This window comes from Ideonella azotifigens (genome assembly GCF_021043325.1).
GTDB classification, from domain to species: domain Bacteria; phylum Pseudomonadota; class Gammaproteobacteria; order Burkholderiales; family Burkholderiaceae_C; genus Ideonella; species Ideonella azotifigens.
The window spans coordinates 479,009-500,814 of sequence record NZ_JAJNKD010000001.1 but is presented as its reverse complement, the minus strand read 5'-3'; the positions used below and the strand labels follow the sequence as shown (position 1 = coordinate 500,814).

Annotated in this window: 16 protein-coding genes and 1 pseudogene; 11 read left to right on the top strand and 6 right to left on the bottom strand. The window is 67.3% G+C overall.

Annotated features, from left to right (window positions below; translation table 11 throughout):
* Positions 1–6: 6 nt before the first annotated feature.
* The 3 genes from LRH25_RS02290 to LRH25_RS02280 all read left to right on the top strand — a co-directional run bounded on the left by LRH25_RS02290 (position 7) and on the right by LRH25_RS02280 (position 1,538).
* Positions 7–714: a DUF2711 family protein gene (locus tag LRH25_RS02290; RefSeq protein ID WP_141287205.1), complete on the top strand. Its 708-nt coding sequence runs from the start codon at positions 7–9 to the stop codon at positions 712–714.
* A gap of 150 nt (positions 715–864) precedes the next feature.
* The gene (locus LRH25_RS02285; RefSeq protein ID WP_141287207.1) at positions 865–1,119 is read left to right on the top strand and encodes a type II toxin-antitoxin system prevent-host-death family antitoxin; all 255 of its coding nucleotides are present in this window, start codon (positions 865–867) and stop codon (positions 1,117–1,119) included.
* Positions 1,116–1,538 (top strand): type II toxin-antitoxin system VapC family toxin, encoded by a 423-nt coding sequence (locus LRH25_RS02280; RefSeq protein WP_211361351.1) that lies wholly within the window; start codon positions 1,116–1,118, stop codon positions 1,536–1,538. The genes LRH25_RS02285 and LRH25_RS02280 overlap by 4 nt, the downstream gene beginning before the upstream one ends.
* On the opposite strand, the pseudogene LRH25_RS33255 reads toward LRH25_RS02280, so the two are convergent.
* Both LRH25_RS33255 and LRH25_RS02275 read right to left on the bottom strand, forming a co-directional pair.
* Positions 1,457–1,675: pseudogene (locus LRH25_RS33255) on the bottom strand (DUF6537 domain-containing protein); the annotation flags it as partial. The gene LRH25_RS02280 and the pseudogene LRH25_RS33255 overlap by 82 nt on opposite strands.
* 39 nt (positions 1,676–1,714) lie before the next feature.
* Positions 1,715–2,524, bottom strand: coding sequence for an IclR family transcriptional regulator (locus LRH25_RS02275; RefSeq protein WP_231010096.1), 810 nt, complete (start codon positions 2,522–2,524; stop codon positions 1,715–1,717).
* A gap of 179 nt (positions 2,525–2,703) precedes the next feature.
* On the opposite strand from LRH25_RS02275, the gene LRH25_RS02270 reads away from it, so the two are divergent.
* From LRH25_RS02270 to LRH25_RS02240, 7 genes are read left to right on the top strand one after another with little or no spacing between them, the layout of a single operon-like run.
* Positions 2,704–3,678: a tripartite tricarboxylate transporter substrate binding protein gene (locus LRH25_RS02270; RefSeq protein WP_141287215.1), complete on the top strand. Its 975-nt coding sequence runs from the start codon at positions 2,704–2,706 to the stop codon at positions 3,676–3,678.
* 35 nt (positions 3,679–3,713) lie between these two features.
* The gene (locus LRH25_RS02265; RefSeq protein WP_141287211.1) at positions 3,714–4,520 is read left to right on the top strand and encodes an enoyl-CoA hydratase/isomerase family protein; all 807 of its coding nucleotides are present in this window, start codon (positions 3,714–3,716) and stop codon (positions 4,518–4,520) included.
* A 5-nt stretch (positions 4,521–4,525) separates the two neighbouring features.
* Positions 4,526–6,622: an acetate--CoA ligase family protein gene (locus tag LRH25_RS02260; RefSeq protein ID WP_141287212.1), complete on the top strand. Its 2,097-nt coding sequence runs from the start codon at positions 4,526–4,528 to the stop codon at positions 6,620–6,622.
* A gap of 10 nt (positions 6,623–6,632) precedes the next feature.
* Complete coding sequence (locus tag LRH25_RS02255; RefSeq protein WP_231010095.1) at positions 6,633–8,687, top strand: 3-hydroxyacyl-CoA dehydrogenase NAD-binding domain-containing protein; 2,055 nt, start codon at positions 6,633–6,635, stop codon at positions 8,685–8,687.
* 1 nt (position 8,688) lies between these two features.
* The gene (locus tag LRH25_RS02250; RefSeq protein ID WP_141289054.1) at positions 8,689–10,017 is read left to right on the top strand and encodes an MmgE/PrpD family protein; all 1,329 of its coding nucleotides are present in this window, start codon (positions 8,689–8,691) and stop codon (positions 10,015–10,017) included.
* Positions 10,018–10,027: 10 nt separating this feature from the next.
* Entirely contained in the window at positions 10,028–11,233 is a 1,206-nt protein-coding gene (gene pcaF, locus LRH25_RS02245; protein ID WP_141289052.1) for a 3-oxoadipyl-CoA thiolase, read from the top strand.
* Between the two features lie 33 nt (positions 11,234–11,266).
* Positions 11,267–12,052 (top strand): molybdate ABC transporter substrate-binding protein, encoded by a 786-nt coding sequence (locus LRH25_RS02240; RefSeq protein ID WP_141289051.1) that lies wholly within the window; start codon positions 11,267–11,269, stop codon positions 12,050–12,052.
* Positions 12,053–12,101: 49 nt separating this feature from the next.
* On the opposite strand, the gene LRH25_RS02235 is transcribed toward LRH25_RS02240, so the two are convergent.
* The 3 genes from LRH25_RS02235 to trhO form a co-directional block, all read right to left on the bottom strand.
* Positions 12,102–15,686 (bottom strand): indolepyruvate ferredoxin oxidoreductase family protein, encoded by a 3,585-nt coding sequence (locus tag LRH25_RS02235; RefSeq protein WP_231010094.1) that lies wholly within the window; start codon positions 15,684–15,686, stop codon positions 12,102–12,104.
* Between the two features lie 110 nt (positions 15,687–15,796).
* Positions 15,797–17,656 carry a dihydroxy-acid dehydratase gene (ilvD, locus tag LRH25_RS02230; protein WP_141286116.1) on the bottom strand — a complete coding sequence of 620 codons (1,860 nt, stop codon included), beginning with the start codon at positions 17,654–17,656 and terminating at the stop codon, positions 15,797–15,799.
* A gap of 151 nt (positions 17,657–17,807) precedes the next feature.
* Positions 17,808–18,659, bottom strand: coding sequence for an oxygen-dependent tRNA uridine(34) hydroxylase TrhO (gene trhO / locus LRH25_RS02225; RefSeq protein WP_141286118.1), 852 nt, complete (start codon positions 18,657–18,659; stop codon positions 17,808–17,810).
* A 202-nt stretch (positions 18,660–18,861) separates the two neighbouring features.
* Between trhO and LRH25_RS02220 the strand changes: the two genes are divergently transcribed.
* Positions 18,862–19,836, top strand: coding sequence for a TRAP transporter substrate-binding protein (locus LRH25_RS02220; RefSeq protein WP_141286120.1), 975 nt, complete (start codon positions 18,862–18,864; stop codon positions 19,834–19,836).
* A gap of 78 nt (positions 19,837–19,914) precedes the next feature.
* Here the strand turns inward: LRH25_RS02220 and glmS are convergent, their stop codons facing one another.
* Positions 19,915–21,756 (bottom strand): glutamine--fructose-6-phosphate transaminase (isomerizing), encoded by a 1,842-nt coding sequence (glmS, locus tag LRH25_RS02215; protein WP_141286122.1) that lies wholly within the window; start codon positions 21,754–21,756, stop codon positions 19,915–19,917.
* Between the last annotated feature and the right edge of the window lie 50 nt (positions 21,757–21,806).

Genomic DNA, 21,806 nt, shown 5'->3' with positions numbered 1-21,806 from the left:
CCCGCAATGACGGTTCGCGAACGCGTCCTTCCTGCGCCAGACTTGTACGCGGTATGCCCGCTGCGTGGTCCGATCCTGCCGTTCTACGAAGGCGTCTTCGAAGCCGCATACATCATCCTCAACCCCTTCATGCGACCCAGACCGTCGTCAGTCGGCCCATCGGTCGAAATGATGGCGGACCTGAGCGCAGACAAGCTTTGTCGAGCATATGAGCCGGTGAGCTGGGCACAAATCCTGGAACTGTCCGGACTACCTTCGCTCGCATCGATCGATGTGGCACTGAGGACAGCGATTGGTGGCCTGAACGCCCAACATGCCAACAAAGAAAATGCCGCGTTGCTTGACGTTTCGCTGAAGCGGCACGGGTTGCTCCCTCCCTGCGAAGGCCTGTTTCCCGAACTGATGCAGGACCCGATGCTTTCCTTCATGCAATCGCTCGATCAGGACTGGGCCTGGGTCGGAGATGATGTCGGGACCGAGCGGAAGCTGCATTGGATCGACGACCTGAAGCCCGCGAGTGCCAAGCATCACCTGGTCCGTGCGAGTGTGTTCACGCCGGACAAGACAAGTCTCTGGACAGTCCATTGGGACAGCCACTTCTCGCTGTTCTGCTCAACGCAGGAAAACATCGCGCGTCTCGCTGAACATCCGGGCCTTGAAGGATTCGCATGCGACACCAGCACCGAGATCTACTGGGGCGTGCCAGCGGCCTGATCGTTCGGTCGGACTCATGGGACGTTGCTTGCCCATCAACGCGTGAGGTAGAACGCCCTCAAGTTGCCGTTGCCCCGCCTGCCAAAGGATGACGCGGTTGCAACCCTCGCGCCAATGTAGTAATGTTTCTACATTCAAGAAGGGCTAACCGTGAGCATCACCACTTTGTCCAGTCGCGAGTTCAACCAGGACACGGCCAGGGCTAAAAAGGCCGCCGCGCAGGGGCCTGTGTTCATCACGGACCGCGGGCGCCCGGCGCACGTGCTGCTGACAATCGAAAGCTACCAAGCGTTGGCTGGCTCCTCCGCCAGCATCGTCAGCCTGCTTTCGATGCCGGGCGCCGGAGACGTCGAATTCGACCCACCACGTGCCGGTGAGCTCTATCGCGAGGCGGATCTGAGCTGATGTACGTGTTGGACACCAATGTCGTCTCCGAACTGCGCAAAGCGTCTGCAGGGCGAGCAGACACGAACGTCGTCGCCTGGGCAAGCAAGGTTGCCACTGGCACCTTGTATGTCTCGGCAATCACCGTACTGGAGCTTGAGCTCGGCATTCTTTCTCTCGAGCGCCGCGATGCGCCTCAAGCAGCGGTTTTACGCGTCTGGATGCACAGCCACGTCCTGCCGGCCTTCGCTGGAAGAGTCCTGGCGGTCGACACGGCGGTGGCGCTCCAATGCGCCCAAATCCACGTCCCAAATCGACGCTCGGAGCGTGACGCCATGATCGCGGCGACAGCCATGGTTCATGGCATGACCGTCGTGACCCGCAACGTGGCCGACTTCCAAGGAACCGGAGCGACGCTGCTCAACCCCTGGGTGCAATGAAGCACTCCGTGCATCATTTCCATACGGCGATCTTCGGTGTAACCATGGAGGTCCAGCGCGGTGCCTCGCAGCGCCCTGCCCTCTGCCAACAGGCGCATCGCCAGCGGCATCCATGGGCCTAGGCGGATCTTGCGCGGCGCCTGGCAGGTCGACCCCGCGACACCGGCACCCTTTGCTCACGCGTTGACCCGTCGTGCCATCGCGCTCAGGATCGCGTCTCGCAACTCAAGCAGAGGCGCCGAAAGGGCGGCCACCACGGCTTCCATGCTCTCAACGGTCGACACGCTGACATTCAGCGAATAGCAGGCTTCCTCGGTGTTGACTGGCGTGGCAAGCGCGACCACCTCGGGTTGCCAGGAGGCTGCGCAGAATCCCGACTCGCGCACCCGCGTGATGGAGCGCTCGATCTCCCCAAGCAACAGCGGCCACTGCGTGCTCCGTCGCGCCTTGAACACCTCGTAGAGCGCCTTGCGCCGTGCCGTTGAGCATGTGGCCAGGTGGGCATGTCCCAGCGAGGTCAACTCCATCGGTACGCGCTGGCCGGAGACGACGTTGCGAAATGCGACCCGGCGGCTGTAGCGGATGGATTCGAGGTAGACCATCTCGTCACGATCCGGTGCGGCCAGTCCGACATTGATGCGCTTGCTCTCGGCCAGCGCCCGCATCAGCGGCGCTGCGACCTGCAGGATCGTCGATCCGGATCGCATGGCGTGCGCAAGGCTCAGCACCGCGGGCGCCAACCTGTAGCCCTTGCGCAGCGGCTCCTGCTGGAGCAGGCCCATGCCAACAAGTGTCTGACTCAAGCGGCTGACGGTGGCCCGCGACAGGCCGGTTCGGTCGGCCAGTTCGCCGTTACCCAGGAGATCCGAACCGGGCCGGAATGCGCGCAGGATCTCGACGCCGCGTTCCAGAGACCGATTGGCAGGTGACGTGCCGGGTTTGTCTGGAGATGTCCTTTTGGGATCCGTGGGCATCACCGGTTCCATGGAGGTTGCCTTGCCTGCGGCGGGCGGGAGGCGACGCCGTGCATTTCCATTCTATGGAAATCGCAGGCAGACGTTTCGGTCCGGGCCGCCTACTCTTCGCATCCCGCAGACGCCACTCGAATCGAAATGCACAGCATTCCGGCGAATGCAAAGTCCATGAGATCACAGGAGACAACCTGATGGCATGCCATATTGTTTTGCGGCGCCTCGCCGCCTTCGTCTGCGCCGCAGCGGCGCTCGCTTCCGCCCATGCCGTCGCGGCCTATCCCGAGAAACCCGTCCGGCTCGTCGTTCCTTTCGCTCCAGGCGGTGGCACCGACCTTGTCGCCCGCACGCTCGCCGTGGGCATGGGCAAGGAACTGGGACAGCCGGTCATCATCGACAACAAGCCCGGCGCAGGAACGATCATCGGCACCGACAGCGTCGCCAAGAGCCCGGCCGACGGCTACAGCATCGTCATCGCGACCTTCGCTCATGCTGTCAACCCCAGCATGATGCCCAAGCTCCCGTTTGATACGAGCAAGGCCTTCGCCCCGATCACCCTCATCGCCAAGGGCCCGAACGTGCTGGTCGTGCGGGCGGAGAGCCATTTCAAGTCGATCAAGGACGTGATCGCTGCCGCCAAGGCCGAGCCCGGCAAGCTGACGTATGCCTCGCAGGGCAACGGCACCTCGGCGCACCTGGCCGGCGAGATGTTCACCAATCTGACCAAGGTTCAGATGACCCATGTGCCGTATCGCGGCGCAGGCCCCGCCATCACCGATCTGCTGGGTGGGCAAGTGGACATGATCTTTGGCACTGCGGCTGCGGTCGCGCCATTTGTCGACAGCGGCAAGCTCAGGGCCATCGGCATCACCTCCGCCAGCCCCTCCGCGGCGATGAAGGGCGTGCCGCCCATCGGTGTAGACGTGCCCGGCTATCAGGTGGAAAGCTGGTACGGCCTGTATGCCCCCGCCGGCACGCCAGCCGACGTGATCGCCAAGCTGAACGCTGCAGCCAAGAAGGCTGCTGCCAGCCCTGACTTCGCCAAGAAGATCGAGCAGGAAGGTCTGACCGTCGTCGTCGGCGACCCGGCCGAACTCGACCGCTACGTGAAGGCCGAAGAAGTGCGCTGGAGAAAGATCGTCAAGGAAAACAACATCAAAGCGGATTGAGCCTGCGCCCTGCCGCCCTTGTTTCGGAGAAACCCATGAGCTTCACATTCATCGACCTGCGGGTCGAAGCCGCGATCGCCACGATCACCCTGAACCGCCCCGACAAGCGCAATGCGATGAGCGATGCCATGCGCACCGAATTCATCGAAGCGCTGGAGAGGGTTGCGGCCGACAAGGCCATCAAGGCCCTGGTGCTGACCGGCGCCGGCAAGGGCTTCTGCGCCGGTGGCGACATCAGTGGCATGGAAAAGCGCATGAACGCGCCTGCCGGTGAAGTGGGTTTCAACGGCTGGCACCGCCAGCAGCGCGTGCACCACACCCAGGCCCTGCTGCACACCATGCCCAAGCCGGTGATCGCGGCGGTCAACGGTGCGGCATCGGGCCTGGGTGCCGACACGGCACTGGCCTGCGACTTCATCATCGCCAGCGAGTGGGCCAACTTCACCTGGAGCTACATCCACCGCGGCATCGTTCCTGACGGCGGCGGCATGTATTTCCTGCCGCGCCGCGTCGGCCTGGCCAAGGCGAAGGAGCTGATCTTCACCGGCCGCAAGGTGGACGTGGACGAAGCCCTGAAGCTCGGCATCGTCGACCGCAAGACCGCGGGCGACACGCTGCTGGGTGATGCACAGGCCTGGGCGGCCGAGCTCGGCAAGGGCTCGTCCACCGCGCTGGCGCTGACCAAGACCATCCTGAACCAGAGCTTCGAGCTGTCCTCGCACGACGTGTTCGCGCAGGGCAGCCAGGCCCAGGGCGTTTGCTACACCAGCACCGAGCACCGCGAATCGGTGATGGCCTTCCTGGCCAAGTCGGCACCGGCACCGGCCGCGGCCAAGGAGTGATGAAGATGGACGCGATCTCCCGCCTGCTGCAACCGCGCAGCGTCGCCATCATCGGCGCCTCGGCCGACCCGACCAAGACCGCCGGCCGCCCCGTGGCCTACCTGCGCAAGCACGGCTATGCCGGGCAGATCCTGCCGGTGAACCCGAAGGCCGACCGCATCGGCGACCTGCCTTGCTACGCCGACATTGCCTCGCTGCCGGTCGTGCCCGACGTGGGCATCGTGCTGCTGGGCGCAGAGCGTGCCCACCTTGCCGTGCGCGACCTGGCCGCCCGCGGCACCGCCGCCGCCATCGTGCTGGCCAGCGGCTACACCGAAACCGGCGAAGACGGCGCGCGCCGCCAGCGCCAGCTGATCGAAGCCGCAGGCTCGATGCGCATCCTCGGCCCGAACACCATCGGCCTGGTGAACCTGACCGACAAGATCGTGCTGTCGGCCACAGGCGCACTGGAGATGGACCACTTCCCGGTAGGTGGCATCGGTGTCGTGTCGCAAAGCGGCGGCATCCTCGGCTCGCTACTGTCGCGCGCCTCGGCGCGCGGCGTCGGCCTGTCCAAACTGATCTCGACCAGCAACGAGGTCGACCTGGAACTGGCCGACTTCATCGACCACCTGGCCGACGACGAGGCCACCAAGGTCATCGCGCTCTATGTCGAGACGGTGCGCAACCCGCAGAAATTCCGCGCTGCCGCATTGAAAGCCGCGCGAGCCGGCAAGCCCGTCGTCGCGTTCAAGATCGGCCGCTCCGAAGCCGGCGCCGCCGCTGCCGTGTCGCACACCGGTGCGATGGCCGGTGCCGACCGCATGTACGACGCGCTGTTCCGCCAGACCGGCGTGATCCGCGCGCAGAGCTTCAGCGACCTGCTGGACATCCCCGTGGCGTTGGCGACCGGCCGCAAGCTGCGCGGCAACCGTGTGGCCATCCTCACGTCCACCGGCGGCGCTGGCACGCTGGTCAGCGACGACCTCGGCCTGCACGGCTTCGAGACGCCGGCACCCGATGCCGCCACCGCCGAAGCGCTGCGCGTGCTGCAGACCGGCAGCGAGGCGGTGCTCGACCGAAACCCCATCGACGTGACGCTGGCCGGCCTGCGGCCCGATCTGCTGCGCGGCGCCATCACCGCGCTGCTGGCAAGCCCGAGCTACGACGCATTGACCATCATCGTCGGCTCGTCCAGCCTGGCGCAGCCCGAGCTGATGGCTGGCGCCATCCAGGATTGCCTGCCGCAGACCGACAAGCCCGTGATGGCCTACGTCAGCCCGCATGCGCCCGAGATTGGCGCACTGCTGACCCAACGCGGCGTGCCGGCCTTCGCTGCCGCTGAAAGCTGCACCGCGGCCTTGGGCGCGATGCGCAAGGCCAGCCGCTTCGTCGCGCCCGATGAGGCGCAGGCCGCAGGCCTGGCCGTGGCGGTGGATGACTTCGCACCGGGCTCGCTGGACGAGGCCCAGGCCAAGCAGCTCTTCGCACGTTTCGGCGTGCCGTGCGCGAGCGAGATCATCGTCAGCACACCGGCCGAGGCCAAGGCGGCGGCGGCGCAGCTGGGCGGGCGTGTGGTGCTGAAGATGCTGTCGGCGCAGGTCACGCACAAGAGCGATGTCGGTGGCGTGGCCGTGGGCCTCGATGAAGAAACCGTGGGCGCGCGCCTCACGCAGATGGCCGCCGACGTGGAGGCCAAGGCCGGCTTCCGGCCCAAGCGCTACCTGGTGCAGCAGATGGTCGGTGGCGGCACCGAGCTCATCCTCGGCATGCACCGCGACCCGCTGGGCACGGCCATCCTGCTGGGCATGGGCGGCGTGACGGCAGAGCTGTTCAAGGACACCACGATGCGGCTGCTGCCGGCTGACGCGAATGGCCTCAGTGCCTTGAGCCGTGCCGAGGCCCTGAGCATGGCCAGGGACCTGAAGACCTGGCCCTTGCTCGACGGTTTCCGCGGCCGCCCCAAGGCCGACGTGGAAGCGCTGGTCGACGCCATCGTCGCCTTCTCGCGCATGGCCGCGCAACTGGGCGAGCGCCTGGTCGAAGCCGAGATCAACCCGGTCTTCGTGCTGCCGCAAGGCCAGGGCGTGCGCGCGGCCGACGGCGTGGTCGTGCTGGCCTGAGGAATCACAGATGGAACAGCAACGCGTGCGCCTGGAACGCGACGGCGACATCGCCGTCATCGTCATCGACAACCCGCCGATCAATGCCGGTTCGGCGGCAGTGCGTGAAGGCCTGATGAGCGCCATCGCTACCGTGCGCGCCGAGGACAGCCTGCGCGGCGCGGTGCTGATCGGTGCCAGCAACACCTTCATCGCGGGCTCCGATCTGCGCGAGTTCGGCCAGCCGCTGGCGGAGCCGCAGCTGCCCACCGTGATCCGGGCCATCGAAGACTGCGGCAAGCCGGTTGTCGCGGCCCTGCATGGCGCGGCACTGGGCGGTGGTTTCGAGCTGGCCCTGGGTTGCGATGCACGCATTGCCGCGCCGGGCACGGTGGTCGGCTTGCCAGAAGTGACGCTAGGCATCATCCCCGGTGCCGGCGGCACGCAGCGGCTGCCGCGCATCGTGGGCATACCGCGCGCCATCGGCATGATCTGCAGCGGCGAGCGCATCAACAGCGCTGCGGCCCTCGCTGCAGGCTTGATCGACGCCGAAGCAGCGGGTGATCTGCGCAGCGCTGCCGTGGCCCATGCGCGCCAGCTGGCCGGCAAGCAACGCCTGCGCGACCGCGCGGTGCCAGCGGCAGATGCCGCAGCCGTCGCAGAGGCCTCGGCCGCCGCACTCAAGGCCGGCAAGCGCCGGCCGCAAGTGCAAGCCGCCATTGACGCCATCGTGGCCACGGCCACGGTCGGGATTGAAGAGGGATTGTCCAACGAACGGGCCGTCTTCCAACGCCTGCGCGTGTCGCGCGAAGCCTTTGCGCTGCGCCACCAGTTCTTCGCTGAACGAGACAGCGCCAAGCACCCTGCACTGGGTGATGCCAGGCCGCGCGACGTTCGGTGCATTGCCGTGATCGGCGCCGGCACGATGGGTTCGGGCATCGCCATCGCCGCGCTGGACGCAGGCTACGAGGTGCTCTTGCTCGAACAGGAAGCCGCGGCACTGGACAGGGGGGCGAGCCGCATCCACGCGCACTACGCCAGCCGCGTGAAGGGCGGCAAGGTCAACGCGTCTGTGGCGGCCGCCTGCGAAGCCCGCCTGAGCCCGAGCCTGGACTGGCCGCGCATCGCCGAGGCCGACCTGGTCATCGAGGCCGTGTTCGAGGAGATGGGCGTCAAGCAGCAGGTCTTCCAGCGCATCGACGCGCTGGCCCGGCCCGGCGCCGTGCTGGCATCCAACACGTCCTACCTGGATCTGGACGCCATTGCCGCGTCAACGTCTCGCCCGCAGGACGTGATCGGCCTGCACTTCTTCAGCCCGGCCAACGTGATGAAGCTGATGGAGGTCGTGCGCGGCAAGGCTTCGGCGCTGGATGCATTGGCCACCGGCCTGTCCATCGGCCGCGCGCTGAAGAAGCTGCCCGTGCTGACCGGCAATGCCTTTGGCTTTGTCGGCAACCGCCTGTATGCCGCGTACCGGCGTCAGTGCGAGTTCATGGTCGAGGAAGGCGCGGCACCGGAGCAGGTGGACGCCGCGCTGGAAGCCTTCGGTTTTGCGATGGGCCCGTTCGCGGTGGCCGACCTGTCGGGCCTGGACATCGCCTGGCGCATGCGCCAGGCGCAGGTGGCCACGCGGGAGCCGGCCGCGCGCCATGTGCACATCGCCGACCGCCTGTGCGAAGCCGGCCGGCTGGGCCGCAAGACGGGCGCCGGCTACTACCGCTACCCCGAAGGCGCGTCGCGCCCGCAGATCGACCCGGCCGTGACCGAGCTGATCGCAAAGGCGCGCAGCGACAAGGGCATCGTGCCGCGTGAATTGGGCGCCGCGGAGATCCAGCGCCGCGTGATGCTGACACTGGTCAATGAAGCGGCGCTGCTGCTGGCCGAAGGCGTGGCCGAACGGGCCACCGATGTGGACGTGGTGCTCGTCAACGGCTACGGCTTCCCGCGCTGGGAAGGTGGGCCGGTGTTCTGGGCCCGCGAGCGGGGTGCTGCGGCCTTGCAGGCTGACTTGCGCGAATTGGCAGCATGGAGTGGACCCGGTTTCGTTCCAGGCGACGTGCAGCATGTGCTGAACGTGGAAGGTTGACATGCTGGCAACGCAAGTCCTCGCCCGCTTCGCCCATGCGTCAGCGCAGCACGCGCTGCCGCCCGAGGTGCTGCACCACGCGCAACGCGCCGTGGTGGATTGGTATGCGTCGCTCTATCCCGGCCTGGCCATGCCGGCTGTTCAGGTGCTCGAGGCCACGATGACCGAAGACCTGGACCGCGGCGAGGCTCGCCTGGCCCTGGGCCGTGCGGCCACCACGCGAGCGGCGGCGCTGATCAACGGCACGGCAGCCCATGCCGCCGAGGTGGACGACAGCTTCCGCGATGCGATGTACCACCCAGGCGCGGCCACCATCGCCGCCGCTCTGGCGGTGGCGCAGGCGACGAAGGCCACAGGCACCGAGTTCCTGCGCGCCGTGGTGCTGGGCTACGAAATCTCGACCCGCATCGGCGTGGTGATGGGCAGGCCGCACTACAAGTTCTGGCACAACACCGGCACGATGGGCAGCTTCGGCGCCGCGGCGGCAGCAGCAAGCCTGCTGCGCCTGGACGAAGGCGCTTTCGCGCAGGCCCTGGCCCTGGTCGCCACGTTCACCGCCGGGCTGCAGCAGGCCTTCCGAACCGAGGCCATGGGCAAGCCGCTGCACGCTGGCCGGGCGGCCGAAGCCGGGGTACTGGCTGCTCAGCTGGCCGCGCGTGGCATGCGGAGTTCGCTGGACGTTCTGGAAGGCGAATCCGGCCTGGGCATGGCCATGAGCAACGGGCCCGACTGGTCGGCCATCGGCGCCACGCTGGGCAGCGACTGGCACATCACGCGCCTGACATTCAAGAACCACATCGGCTGCGGCCACAACTTCGCGGCCATCGACGGCGCGCTGGCCCTGCAACAGCTGCACGGCTTCTCTCACGCCGACATCGCGTCCATGCACCTGGGCGTGTACCGCGCCACGCTGGACATCGCGCCGCACGTCAATCCGCAGAACGCCGACCAGGCCCGCTTCAGCCTGCATTACATGGTGGCTTCCGCGTTGGTGCACGGCAGCGTGCGACTGTCCGCCTACGAGCCGGCGCGACTGCAGGACCCGGCCACACGCGGGCTGATGCAACGCATCACCAAGGCGCTGGATCCAGAGGTCGACGCCGGCTTTCCCGGCCGGCGAGCGGCGCGCGTGTCGATCACGCTGCGCGATGGCCGCCACCTGTCCCATCTGCAGCCCGACCGCAAAGGCGACCCCGAACTTCCACTGAGCGATGCCGACCTGGCGGACAAGCTTCTGGAACTGGCAGCGCCCGTCATCGGTGAGCCCGAGGCACGCGCGCTGCTCGCGCGCATCTGGGCCTTAACGACCCACCCTTTCTTGCCCACCTGAGCCTTCCGCCATGAGCCAACACGCCTACATCTGCGACGCCGTTCGCACGCCTTTTGGCCGCTACGGCGGTGCGCTCGCCAGCGTGCGCGCAGACGACCTGGGCGCCGTGCCGCTGGCCGCGCTGATGGCGCGAAACCTGACGGTCGACTGGCAAGCCGTCACCGACGTGATCTACGGCTGCGCCAACCAGGCGGGCGAAGACAACCGGAACGTCGCGCGCATGAGCGCGTTGCTGGCCGGCCTGCCGCTGGAAGTGCCTGGCTCCACGGTCAACCGGCTCTGCGGCTCCGGGCTGGACGCACTCGGAACCGCTGCTCGTGCGATCCGGTCCGGCGATGCCGACCTGATGCTGGCTGGCGGCGTCGAGAGCATGTCGCGTGCGCCGTTTGTCATGCCCAAAGCCGAGAGCGCCTTTTCGCGCAGCAACCGCATCGAGGACACGACCATTGGGTGGCGCTTCGTCAATGGGCTGATGAAGGCGCGCTACGGCGTGGACGCCATGCCAGAGACGGCCGAGAACGTGGCCACCGAATTCGGGATCGAACGCGAAGCCCAGGACCTCATGGCACTTTCCTCGCAGACGCGGGCCCTGGCAGCGCAGGAGCGCGGGTTTTTCGACGCCGAGATCGTCCCGGTTTCGATCCCGCAGAAAAAGGGCGATGCCATCATCGTCGCGAAGGACGAGCATCCCCGAACCACCAGCCTCGAAGCCCTGGCCAAGCTCAAGGGCGTTGTGCGTCCCGACGGGACCGTGACCGCCGGCAACGCATCGGGCGTCAACGACGGCGCCTGCGCGCTGCTCCTGGCCAGCGAGGCCGCGGCGAACAGGCACGGCCTGACGCCTCGCGCCCGTGTCGTTGGCATGGCCTCGGCCGGTGTGCCGCCTCGCATCATGGGCATGGGGCCGGCGCCAGCCACACGCAAGGTGCTGGCGCTCACGGGCCTGACACTCGCCCAACTCGACTTGATCGAGCTGAACGAGGCATTCGCTGCACAGGGCCTGGCCGTTCTGCGCGACCTGGGGCTGCGCGACGACGACCCGCGCGTCAATCCGAACGGCGGCGCGATCGCCCTCGGCCATCCGCTGGGCGCTTCCGGCGCGCGGCTGGCGACGACTGCGGTGAACCAGCTTCACGCCACCGGCGGTCGCTACGCGTTGGTCACGATGTGCATCGGCGTCGGCCAAGGCATCGCGGTCGTGCTCGAGCGCGTCTGAGAAACACCCCGCCCTCACCGAAGGAAACCAGCCATGAATTTCTCGCTCCAAACCTGCGCAAAGGCCATCGTGTTGAGCGCGCTGTTGTGTGCCGCCGGGGCCCGCGCCGACGACATCAAGGTCCTGACCACCGGCATTCTGAAGGGTGCGTTCACACCGATCGCCACCGAATTCGAACGCCAGACCGGCCACAAGGTGACGATGTCCTGGGGCCCGTCCTCGGGCAATTCGCCAGAAGCAAGTCCGGTGCGCGTGCGCAGCGGTGAGGCGCTGGACGTGTTGATCATGGTGGACACCGGGATGGATGACCTGGTTCGCACTGGCCACTTCGTGCCGCAGCAGCGCCGCAACGTGGCGGTGTCCGGCATCGGGGTCGCCGTGAAGGCGGGCCATCCGCTGCCCGACATCTCGACAACGGCCGCGTTCCGAAGCGCCCTGCTGGCCGCCAAGTCAGTGGGCTATTCGGAAGGCGCCAGTGGCATGCACTTCATCAAGGTGGTCGTGCCCCAGCTGGGGCTCACCGAGGCCATGGCCAGCAGGGGGCATGTGGTGCTGGGTCGACGTTTCGTTGGCGAAGAACTTGCCGACGACGTTGTCGAACTGGGCATCCAGCAGCTCAGCGAACTGAAGCTTGAGCCCGGCATCACCGTGGTGGGGCCGCTGCCCAACGAGCTGCAGAAGCTCAGCGTCGTCTCGGCGGCAGTGTCGTCCAAGGCGAAGGCGCCAGAGGCAGGCCGGCAATTCCTGGACTTCCTCGACACCCCATTCGCACACAAGGCCATCCGCGACAGCGGCCTGGACCTTCCGAAGGTGCGTTGAGCAGCACCCGGCCGCGTCCGCCAGGGACGCGGTTCGGTCAGGCGCCGCTTCAGCCCGCCACCACCGCCACGCCGCGGATCTGCCCGGCCTTGGTGGACGACGGCGGCTTCGGGTAGCGCTGCGGCAGGTAGCGGTGCATCAGCTCGGCCTCGCGGGCGCGAGCGAGTGCGACGTTGGCCAGCTTGATGTGGCCGTAGCCGCGCATGCTCATGGGCACCGCCGCGATTTGGGCAGCCAGCGCCTGCTTGTCGGCTGCCAGGCCTGCTGTCAGTTCCTGGGTGCGGGCCTCGAACTGGCCAATCAGCTGCCGCTCCATGCGGCGCTCTTCGCTGTAGCCAAAGAGGTCCAGCGCGGAGCCTCGCAGCGCCTTGCCCTTGGCCAGCAGGCGCATCGCCGGCAGCATCCAGGCGCCCAGGCGGATCTTGCGCGGGGCCTGGCCGTTTTTCGGGCGGGACAACAGCGGCGGCGCCATGTGGAATTCGAGTTGCAGATCGCCCTCGAACTGCTCGCTGAGCTTGCGGCGGAAATTGCCGTCGGTGTAGAGCCGGGCGACTTCGTATTCGTCCTTGTAGCTCATCAGCTTGAGCAGGCTGGCAGCCACGGTGCGGGTGACCGGCAGGCTGGCGTCACCACCCGCCAGCGCCGACTCGGCCTCGCGCACGCGCTGAACGGTGGCTTCAAAGCGCTGGGCCCACGCCTGGTTTTGATAGCCGGCAAGATGCGCCATCGCACGCGCCACCAGTGCGTCGACGGACTCATCAAGAGGCAGCTCTGATGCCCCGCCGCGCAAGGCTTGCAGGCCTTGCGGATCGGCCGCGGCCAGGCGGCCCAGCGAGAAGGCCAGCAGGTTGGATTCGACCGCCACCGCGTTCAGCGCTATGGCCTTGGTCAGCGCGGCCAGGCTGATGGGCACCAGGCCGCGCTGCCAGGCGTAGCCCATGGCGAGGATGTTGGACGTGATGGTGTCGCCCAGGAACTCTTCGGCCAGGGCCTGGGCGTCGAAGGTCTCAACCTGTTCGTCACCGGCCACGAAGCGCATCTTCTCCAGCAGCAGGTCGACCTTGAGGCTGGCGTCCGGGTTGCGCAGCGACTCGGCGACCGGGATCTGGTGCGTGTTGGCGAGGATGCGGGTGCGGCCGTGGCGCACGGTCTGCAGCGCGTCCGGCGAAGCGCCGACGACCACGTCGCAGGCCAGGATGGCGTCGGCCTGCTGGGTGTCGATGCGCACCTGGTTCAGGCGCTCGGGCACGTCGGCCAGGCGCACGAAGCTCAGCACCGCGCCGCCCTTCTGCGCAAAGCCCATGAAGTCCAGCACGCTGGCGCGCTTGCCTTCCAGGTGCGCGGCCATTGCGATGACCGCGCCCACGGTGACCACGCCGGTGCCGCCGACGCCGGTGACCAGCAAGTCGTACGGCGCGGCCCAGGTGTGCGCGGCCGGGTGCGGCAGCGCTTCGACACGGGCCAGGAACGCCGCCTTGCCGGTGCTCAGCGCTCCCGCGCGCTTGCGCAGCTTGCCGCCGGTCACGCCGACAAAGCTCGGGCAGAAGCCCTTGGCGCAGGAATAGTCCTTGTTGCAGTTGCTCTGGTCGATCTTGCGCTTGCGGCCCAGCTCGGTTTCCAGCGGCAGCACGGCCACGCAATTGCTCTGCACCGTGCAGTCGCCACAGCCTTCGCAGACCGCCTCGTTGATGAACAGGCGCTTCGCAGGGTCGACCATCTCGCCCTTCTTGCGGCGGCGGCGCTTCTCGGCCGCGCAAGTCTGTTCGTAGATCAGCACGGTGACGCCGGCCACCTCGCGCAAGCGGCGCTGCACGGCGTCCAGCTCGGCTCGGTCGTGGAACTCGGTGCCGGCGGGGAAGCGCTCGCGCATCTCGTCGTACTTGGCTATGTCGTCGCTGACGACCACGACCTGCTTGACACCTTCGCTCTCCATCTGGCGCGCAATCGCGTCCACGCTGATCACGCCGTCCACCGGCTGGCCGCCGGTCATGGCCACTGCGTCGTTGAAAAGGATCTTGTAGGTGATGACGGCCTTGGCCGCGACCGCCTGGCGCACCGCCAGGTAGCCCGAGTGATAGTAGGTGCCGTCGCCCAGGTTCTGGAAGACGTGCGGCACCTTGGTGAACATCGAATGCGAGATCCAGTCCACGCCTTCGCCGCCCATCTGGATCAGGCCCTCGGTGTCGCGGTTCATCCAGTTGGCCATGAAGTGGCAACCGATGCCGGCGCGGGCCGTCGATCCTTCAGGCACCTTTGTGCTGGTGTTGTGCGGGCAGCCGGCGCAGAAGTACGGCAGGCGCTTGACCGTGTCGCCGCCGTTGGACAGCAATGCGGGCGGCGTGAAGTCCCGCACATGGCGCAGGTGATCGCCAAAACGCGCTTCGCCGAAGTGCTCGGCCAGCCAGTGCGCAGTGATCTCGATCAGCCGCGAAGGCCGCAGTTCGCCCAGCGCCGAGACCAGCGGCTTGCCGTCGCGGTCGTGCTTGCCGACCAGGGCCGGGCGCGCGTCGGCCGGCGCGTTGTAGAACAGGTCGCGCAGCTGCGTCTCAACGACCGCGCCCTTCTCCTCGACGATCAGGATCTCCTTCAGGCCTTGCGCAAAGGCCTTCACCCGGGTGGTTTCGATGGGAAAGCTCAGGCCCACCTTGTAGAGCCGCACGCCGGCCTCGGCCAGCATCTCGGGCGAGATCTCCAGCCGGCGCAACACTTCCATCAGGTCGTAGTGGGCCTTGCCGCAGGTAATGATCCCGACCGTCGCGTGCGGGCTCGCTATGACTTGGCGGTCGATGCTGTTGACCTTGGCGAATGCGGCAGTGGCCTGCAGCTTGGCGGCCATGCGGGCCTCGATGGCCAGCGACGGCAGGTCCGGCCAGCGGATGTGCAGGCCGTCCGCTGGCGGCTGGTAGCCGGTGGCGGCGGTGACGCTGGCCGCATCGACCCAGGCCGCGGCGCGGGCGTTGACCAGGTCCAGGTCCACCGTGGCCCCGCTCTCCACCACTTCCGACAGCGCGGCCATGCCGACCCAGGCGCCCGAGTAGCGCGACAGCTCGTAGCCGTAAAGGCCGAACTCCAGGTACTCGGCCACGCTGGCCGGCTGCAGCACCGGCATGCCCCAGGCCTGGAAGGCCTGGTCGCTCTGGTGCGGCATCGAAGACGACACGCAGCCGTGGTCGTCACCCGCCACCACCACCACGCCGCCGCGCGGCGACGAGCCGAAGGCATTGCCGTGCTTGAGCGCATCACCCGCGCGGTCCACGCCGGGGCCCTTGCCGTACCACATGCCAAACACGGCATCCACCGTGCGCTCCGGGTCCAGCTCCACGCGCTGCGTGCCCAGCACCTGCGTGGCGCCCAGCTCCTCGTTGATAGCCGGCACGAAGCGGATGCCGGCTTCGGTGAACTTCTTGCCGGCCTTCCAGATCGCCTGGTCCACCATGCCCAGCGGCGAACCGCGGTAGCCGCTGATGAAGCCTTGCGTGTTCAGGCCCCGCGCCTGGTCGCGCTCGCGCTGCATCACCAGCAGGCGCACCAGCGACTGGGTGCCGGTGAGGAACACGACCCCGTCCTTGGCCCACAGGTTGTCGGACAGGCGGTAGTCGGGGCGGCGGATGGGGGAAGCGGAACCAATGCTCATGCAGGATTGTTCTTCTCCCAACCGAGGAAAATCTTCTTCAATGCACAGGGGTTCTCCCGTGTTCGGAGAATTTCCTTCTCACCAGCCACCCATCACGCGAAAAAGCCGCTTCAATCGTCCAGCAGTGACAGGTCGCGCACGGCGCCCTTGTCGGCCGACATGACCAGCTTGGCGTAGGCCTTCAACGCGGCCGAGACCTTGCGCGGACGCGGCTGGGCCGGCTTCCAGCCCTTGGCGTCCTGCTCGGCGCGGCGCGTGGCCAGTTCCGCGTCGGACAGCAGCACATTGATCGTGCGGGCCGGGATGTCGATGCGGATGCGGTCGCCGTTGCGCACCAGGCCGATGGCGCCGCCGGCCGCCGCTTCGGGCGAGCAGTGGCCGATGGACAGGCCCGAGGTGCCGCCGGAGAAGCGGCCATCGGTCAGCAGTGCGCAGGCCTTGCCCAGGCCCTTGGACTTGATGTAGCTCGTGGGGTAGAGCATTTCCTGCATGCCAGGGCCGCCCTTGGGGCCTTCGTAGCGCACGATGACCACGTCGCCAGCCTTGACCTGGTCGGCCAGGATGTTCTCCACCGCCTCGTCCTGCGACTCGGTGACGTGGGCGTTGCCTTCGAAGACCAGGATGCTGTCATCCACGCCGGCCGTCTTGACCACGCAGCCGTGGAGGGCGATGTTGCCGGTCAGCACGGCCAGGCCGCCTTCCTTCGAGAAGGCGTGCGCGTAGGAGCGGATGCAGCCTTCGGCGCGGTCCAGGTCCAGGCTGGGCCAGCGGGTTTCCTGGCTGAAGGCCACCTGGGTCGGGATGCCGGCAGGGCCGGCCATGTAGAAGCGGCGCACGTCGGGGTCGGTGGTCTGCGCAATGTCCCACTGGGCCAGCGCTTCCTTCATCGTCGGCGTGTGCACGGTAGGCACGTCGGTGTGCAGCTTGCCTGCGCGGTCCAGCTCGCCGAGGATGGCCATGATGCCGCCGGCGCGGTGCACGTCCTCGATGTGGTACTTGTTGGTGTTAGGTGCCACCTTGCACAGCTGCGGCACCGTGCGCGAGAGTCGGTCGATGTCGGCCATGCCGAAGTCGATCTCGGCCTCGCGGGCGATGGCCAGCAGGTGCAGGATGGTGTTGGTCGAGCCGCCCATCGCGATGTCCAGCGTGATCGCGTTCTCGAAGGCCTTGAAGCCGACCGAGCGCGGCAGCACACGGGCGTCGTCCTGCTCGTAGTGCTGCCGGGTGATCTCGACGATGCGGCGGCCGGCGCGCCTGAACAGCATCTCGCGGTCCGCGTGCGTGGCCACCACGGTGCCATTGCCCGGCAGCGAGAGGCCCAGCGCCTCGGTCAGGCAGTTCATCGAGTTGGCGGTGAACATGCCCGAGCAGGAGCCGCAGGTGGGGCAGGCCGAGCGCTCGACCTCGGCGACTTCGGCGTCCGAATACTTCGCGTCGGCCGCGATCACCATCGCGTCGATCAGGTCCAGCTTCTTGAACTCCATGACCTTGGTAACCGGGTTGGCCAGCTTGGTCTTGCCGGCCTCCATCGGGCCGCCCGAGACGAACACCACCGGGATGTTCAGCCGCATCGCGGCCATCAGCATGCCGGGCGTGATCTTGTCGCAGTTGGAGATGCAGACCATCGCGTCGGCACAGTGCGCGTTGACCATGTACTCGACCGAGTCCGCGATGATGTCGCGGCTGGGCAGCGAATACAGCATGCCGTCGTGGCCCATGGCGATGCCGTCGTCCACCGCGATGGTGTTGAATTCCTTGGCGACGCCGCCAGCCGCCTCGATCTCGCGGGCGACGAGCTGGCCCAGGTCCTTCAGGTGCACGTGGCCGGGCACGAACTGGGTGAACGAATTGACCACCGCGATGATGGGCTTGGCGAAGTCCTCGTCTTTCATGCCGGTGGCGCGCCACAGGGAGCGGGCCCCGGCCATGTTGCGGCCGGCGGTGGAGGTCTTGGAACGGTATGCGGGCATCGTGCTTGCTGAAAAGGGTCGCTGCAAAGAAGGCTGGCCACAGGGATAAGGCCTCACTTGCGCCCGTGCAAACAACCTCTTGAGCCGTGCCCTGGGCAAACAATGGCAATTGTCCACCACGCGTTGCCAGAGCAGCCCGGCCGCGTCGCCGTCAGCCGCCCGCCCCGTCCAGGCGACGCGCACGCTGCAGGCGCCACGCCTCGTCGGGAAGGGTGGGATCGAAAACCTGCTCTGCCGTCGTGCCGGTCTCGCGCAACCGGGTGTCCAGCGCCACGCGCTTGTCGAACACGAAACACTCGCCCTGCCAATCGCGCTCGGCATCGGGCAGGCTTTGGAAGTAGTTCAGGATGCCGCCGTCCAGCTGCCACACATCCAGCCCCTGGCTGCGCAGCCACGGCGCCGTCTTGTCGCAGCGAATGCCGCCGGTGCAGTACATGGCCACCGGCCGGCCGGCGGCTCGCCAGGCCGGTGCTTGCGCCTGCACGTAGGCGACAAAGTCGCTGAAGTTGTGCACCTGCGGATCGACCGCGCCACGGAAATGGCCGAGGCGGAACTCGAAGTGGTTGCGGTTGTCCAGCAGCACCACGTCGTCCCGCGCGAGCAGCGCGCGCCAGGCCTCTGGCGACAGGTGACTGGCGTCGCGCTCGTCCGGCGGCGGCAGCGCAGCTGCCGGGTCTTGCGGCAAACCCAGCGCCACGATCTCCGGCTTGACGCTGACCTTGAGCCGGCCGAACGGCGGCGTGGCGCATTCGCTGTGCTTGAACGGCATGCCGCGAAACGCGCCCGCCAGCACGTCCGCCTGCTGCAGCGCCGCCTCGAAGGCCGCCACCGCTTGCGGCTCACCGGCCACGGTGCCGTTGATGCCTTCCGCGGCCACCAGGATGCTGCCTTGCAGCGCATGCGCCAAGCTGCGCAGCTGCACTGCCGCAGCCTGGGGGTCGGACAGCGGCACGAAGCGGTAGAAGGCGCTGTGCAGCAGCGAGGCGGAAGGCGTGCTTGTCATGCGCCCAATTGTCGCGGCGCGGCGCACGCCAGGGCGGCCACCACGCCAAAGACAGCCGGAGGCCCTGGTACATACCCGCTACTTGCCGACGGCTCAGCTGCTGTGAAATACGGCCGCCCGCGAGTTGTACGATGACTGACGATGTGCGGAGCGACCCACCGCGCATCCCGCGCTTCATCAAAACTCGAACAGCGGCACATTCATGCGCAAAGCATTGCTCGGCGGTCTTTTCCTGGCCACATGGATGGGCGCATGGCCGGCGTCCGCGCAGACCCAGCTCCGCGCGTGGAACACCCACCCGGACGGTTATCCGGTGACGGAGGCCATGAAAAGCTTCATCCACGAGGTCGAGCTGGGCACCAAGGGCGCCGTCAAGATCGAGCTGTTTTCCAACGCATCGCTGGGCGACCAGGCCAAGGCCGTGACGATGTTCAAGGCCGGCGAAATCGACGTGGCCGAGTTCAACTCGGCGCCACTGTCTGAAGCGGCGCCCGGCCTGAAGGCCTACAACCTGCCCTTCCTGTTCATCGATGCGGCCCACATGTTTCGCTTCCTCGACGGGGCCGCCGGTGAGCGCCTGGCCGAGAAGTTGAAGGCCTCCGGCTTTGTCGTGCTGGGCTGGTACAACGGTGGCGCCCGTTCGTTCTTCTGCGCCAACAAGCTGATGACGCGGACGGAAGATTTCGCGGGGCAGAAGATCCGCGTGCAGCAATCCGAGGCCTACATCGAGATGGTCAAGCTGCTCGGCGCCACCCCGGTGGTGTTGCCCTACAAGGACGTGCTGGACGGCCTGCAGAAAGGCACCGTGGACTGCGCCGAAGGCAACATGGTGTCCTACGAATCCACCGGCCAGTACAAGGCCGCCAAGTACATGCTGCTGGACAGCCACATGGTGTCACCCGAAGCCTTGGTCGTCTCCACCAAGCTGTGGGACAAGCTGAGCCCGCAGGACCGGGTCGTGTTCCAAAAGGCGGGCAAGAGTTCTGCCCTGTTGATGCGCGAGCTGTGGGACAAGCGGGTCGTCACCGCTCGCGCAGCGGTGACCAAGGACGGCGCCCAATTCGCGAACGTGATCGACTTTTCGCCCTACGTTCGCAGGATGTCCCCGCTGTACAGCAAATACATGGCCGACCCAGCCGTGCGGGGCGAGCTGCTGGAGATCATCAGCAACAAATAGGGCATGTGAACAGGGCATGTGGTCCCACACTGCAGCGGTGGTGCTGGCGACAGCCGCCCGCGAAATGCCGCGCCAGGCTCACTCCACCGTCACGCTTTTTGCCAAGTTGCGCGGCTTGTCCACGTCCGTCCCGCGCGCCACCGCGGTGTGATACGCCAGCAGTTGCAGCGGCACCACGTGCAGGATGGGGCTCAGAGCGCCGTAGTGCTCGGGCATGCGGATGACGTGCAGGCCTTCGGCGTTGGTGATGCGGGTGTCGGCGTCGGCGAAGACGTAGAGCTGGCCGCCGCGGGCGCGGACTTCTTGCAGGTTGCTCTTGAGCTTCTCCAGCAGTGCGTCGTTCGGGGCCACCGTGACCACCGGCATTTCGGAGGTGACCAGCGCCAGCGGACCGTGCTTGAGCTCGCCTGCGGGGTAGGCCTCGGCGTGGATGTAGCTGATTTCTTTCAGCTTCAGCGCGCCTTCGAGGGCGATGGGGTAATGCAAGCCACGCCCGAGGAAGAGTGCGTTTTCCTTGCGGGCGAAGGCCTCGGCCCAGGCCACGACTTGCGGCTCCAGCGCGAGCACGGCCTGCAGCGCGGCGGGCAGGTGGCGCATGGCCTTGAGGTGGGCTGCTTCCTGTACGTCGCTCAGGTGGCCGCGCACTTGGGCCAGCGCCAGCGTCAGCAGGAACAGGCCGGCGAGCTGGGTGGTGAAGGCCTTGGTGCTGGCCACGCCCACCTCCACGCCGGCGCGCGTGATGTAGGCCAGCTTGCATTCGCGCACCATCGCGCTGGTGGCCACGTTGCAGATGGTCAGCGTGTGCGGCATGCCCAGCGCGCGGGCGTGCTTGAGCGCGGCCAGCGTGTCGGCCGTTTCGCCGCTCTGGCTGATGGTGACGACGAGGGTGCGCGGGTCCGGCACGCTGTCGCGGTAGCGGTATTCGCTGGCGATCTCGACGCTGGTGGGAATTTTCGCGATGCTTTCCAGCCAGTACTTGGCGGTGGAGCCGGAGTAGTAACTGGTGCCACAGGCGAGGATCAGCACGCGGTTCACTTCCTTGAAGACCTTGTACGCGCCGTCGCCAAACAGCTCGGGCGTGATGCCGGCCACGCCTTCGAGCGTGTCGGCAATGGCGCGCGGCTGCTCGAAGATTTCCTTCTGCATGTAGTGGCGGTACGGGCCCAGCTCGGCGGCGCCGGTGTGGGCCTGCACGATGCGCACTTCGCGCGGCACCGGGCGGAACTGGCCATGCTCGTCCCTGGCGACGATCCAGTGCTTGCCGATCTGGATGTCGACCACATCGCCCTCTTCGAGGTAGACGATGCGGTCGGTGACACCGGCCAGCGCCATCGCGTCGGACGCCAGGTAGTTGGCGCCGCCGCTGGCCTCCGTGCCCAGGCCCAAAATCATCGGCGAGCCTTCGCGGGCGCCGACCACGCGGTGCGGCTCGTCGCGGCAGAAGACAGCGATGGCATAGGCGCCCTTCAGGCGCAGCACGGCGCGCTGCACGGCGTCGAACAGGTCGCCGTCGTAGAGGTGGTGCACCAGGTGGGCGATGACCTCGGTGTCGGTCTGGCTCTCGAAGGCGTAGCCCTTGGCCTTCAGCTCATCGCGCAACTGCTCGTGGTTCTCGATGATGCCGTTGTGGACCAGCGCAATCTTGCCGCTGGAGAAGTGCGGGTGCGCGTTGTGCACCACCGGCGCGCCGTGCGTGGCCCAGCGGGTGTGGGCGATGCCGGTGCCGCTGGCCACGCCGTCGGTGTCGATCTGCTGCTGCAACTCGGCGACACGGGCCGTCGAGCGGGTGCGGCGCAGCTCGCCGTCCTGGTACACCGCCACGCCGCAGGAGTCATAACCGCGGTACTCCAGCCGCTGCAGGCCTTGCACGAGGACGGGGACGATGTTGTGGTGGCTGACTGCGCCGACGATGCCGCACATGGGGTGCTCGCTTTCTGTGAGGGAACGGGGCGAATCGTAGGCCCGAGAAC

What these genes read in the sequence shown, in the direction of transcription:
- trhO (WP_141286118.1), bottom strand. Translation starts at nt 18,659, where the DNA reads ATGACAAGCACGCCTTCCGCCTCGCTGCTGCACAGCGCCTTCTACCGC.
- LRH25_RS02235 (WP_231010094.1), bottom strand. Translation starts at nt 15,686, where the DNA reads ATGAGCATTGGTTCCGCTTCCCCCATCCGCCGCCCCGACTACCGCCTG.
- ilvD (WP_141286116.1), bottom strand. Translation starts at nt 17,656, where the DNA reads ATGCCCGCATACCGTTCCAAGACCTCCACCGCCGGCCGCAACATGGCC.
- LRH25_RS02250 (WP_141289054.1), top strand. Translation starts at nt 8,689, where the DNA reads ATGCTGGCAACGCAAGTCCTCGCCCGCTTCGCCCATGCGTCAGCGCAG.
- LRH25_RS02270 (WP_141287215.1), top strand. Translation starts at nt 2,704, where the DNA reads ATGGCATGCCATATTGTTTTGCGGCGCCTCGCCGCCTTCGTCTGCGCC.
- LRH25_RS02275 (WP_231010096.1), bottom strand. Translation starts at nt 2,524, where the DNA reads ATGGAACCGGTGATGCCCACGGATCCCAAAAGGACATCTCCAGACAAA.
- LRH25_RS02265 (WP_141287211.1), top strand. Translation starts at nt 3,714, where the DNA reads ATGAGCTTCACATTCATCGACCTGCGGGTCGAAGCCGCGATCGCCACG.
- glmS (WP_141286122.1), bottom strand. Translation starts at nt 21,756, where the DNA reads ATGTGCGGCATCGTCGGCGCAGTCAGCCACCACAACATCGTCCCCGTC.
- pcaF (WP_141289052.1), top strand. Translation starts at nt 10,028, where the DNA reads ATGAGCCAACACGCCTACATCTGCGACGCCGTTCGCACGCCTTTTGGC.
- LRH25_RS02260 (WP_141287212.1), top strand. Translation starts at nt 4,526, where the DNA reads ATGGACGCGATCTCCCGCCTGCTGCAACCGCGCAGCGTCGCCATCATC.
- LRH25_RS02240 (WP_141289051.1), top strand. Translation starts at nt 11,267, where the DNA reads ATGAATTTCTCGCTCCAAACCTGCGCAAAGGCCATCGTGTTGAGCGCG.
- LRH25_RS02220 (WP_141286120.1), top strand. Translation starts at nt 18,862, where the DNA reads ATGCGCAAAGCATTGCTCGGCGGTCTTTTCCTGGCCACATGGATGGGC.
- LRH25_RS02290 (WP_141287205.1), top strand. Translation starts at nt 7, where the DNA reads ATGACGGTTCGCGAACGCGTCCTTCCTGCGCCAGACTTGTACGCGGTA.
- LRH25_RS02255 (WP_231010095.1), top strand. Translation starts at nt 6,633, where the DNA reads ATGGAACAGCAACGCGTGCGCCTGGAACGCGACGGCGACATCGCCGTC.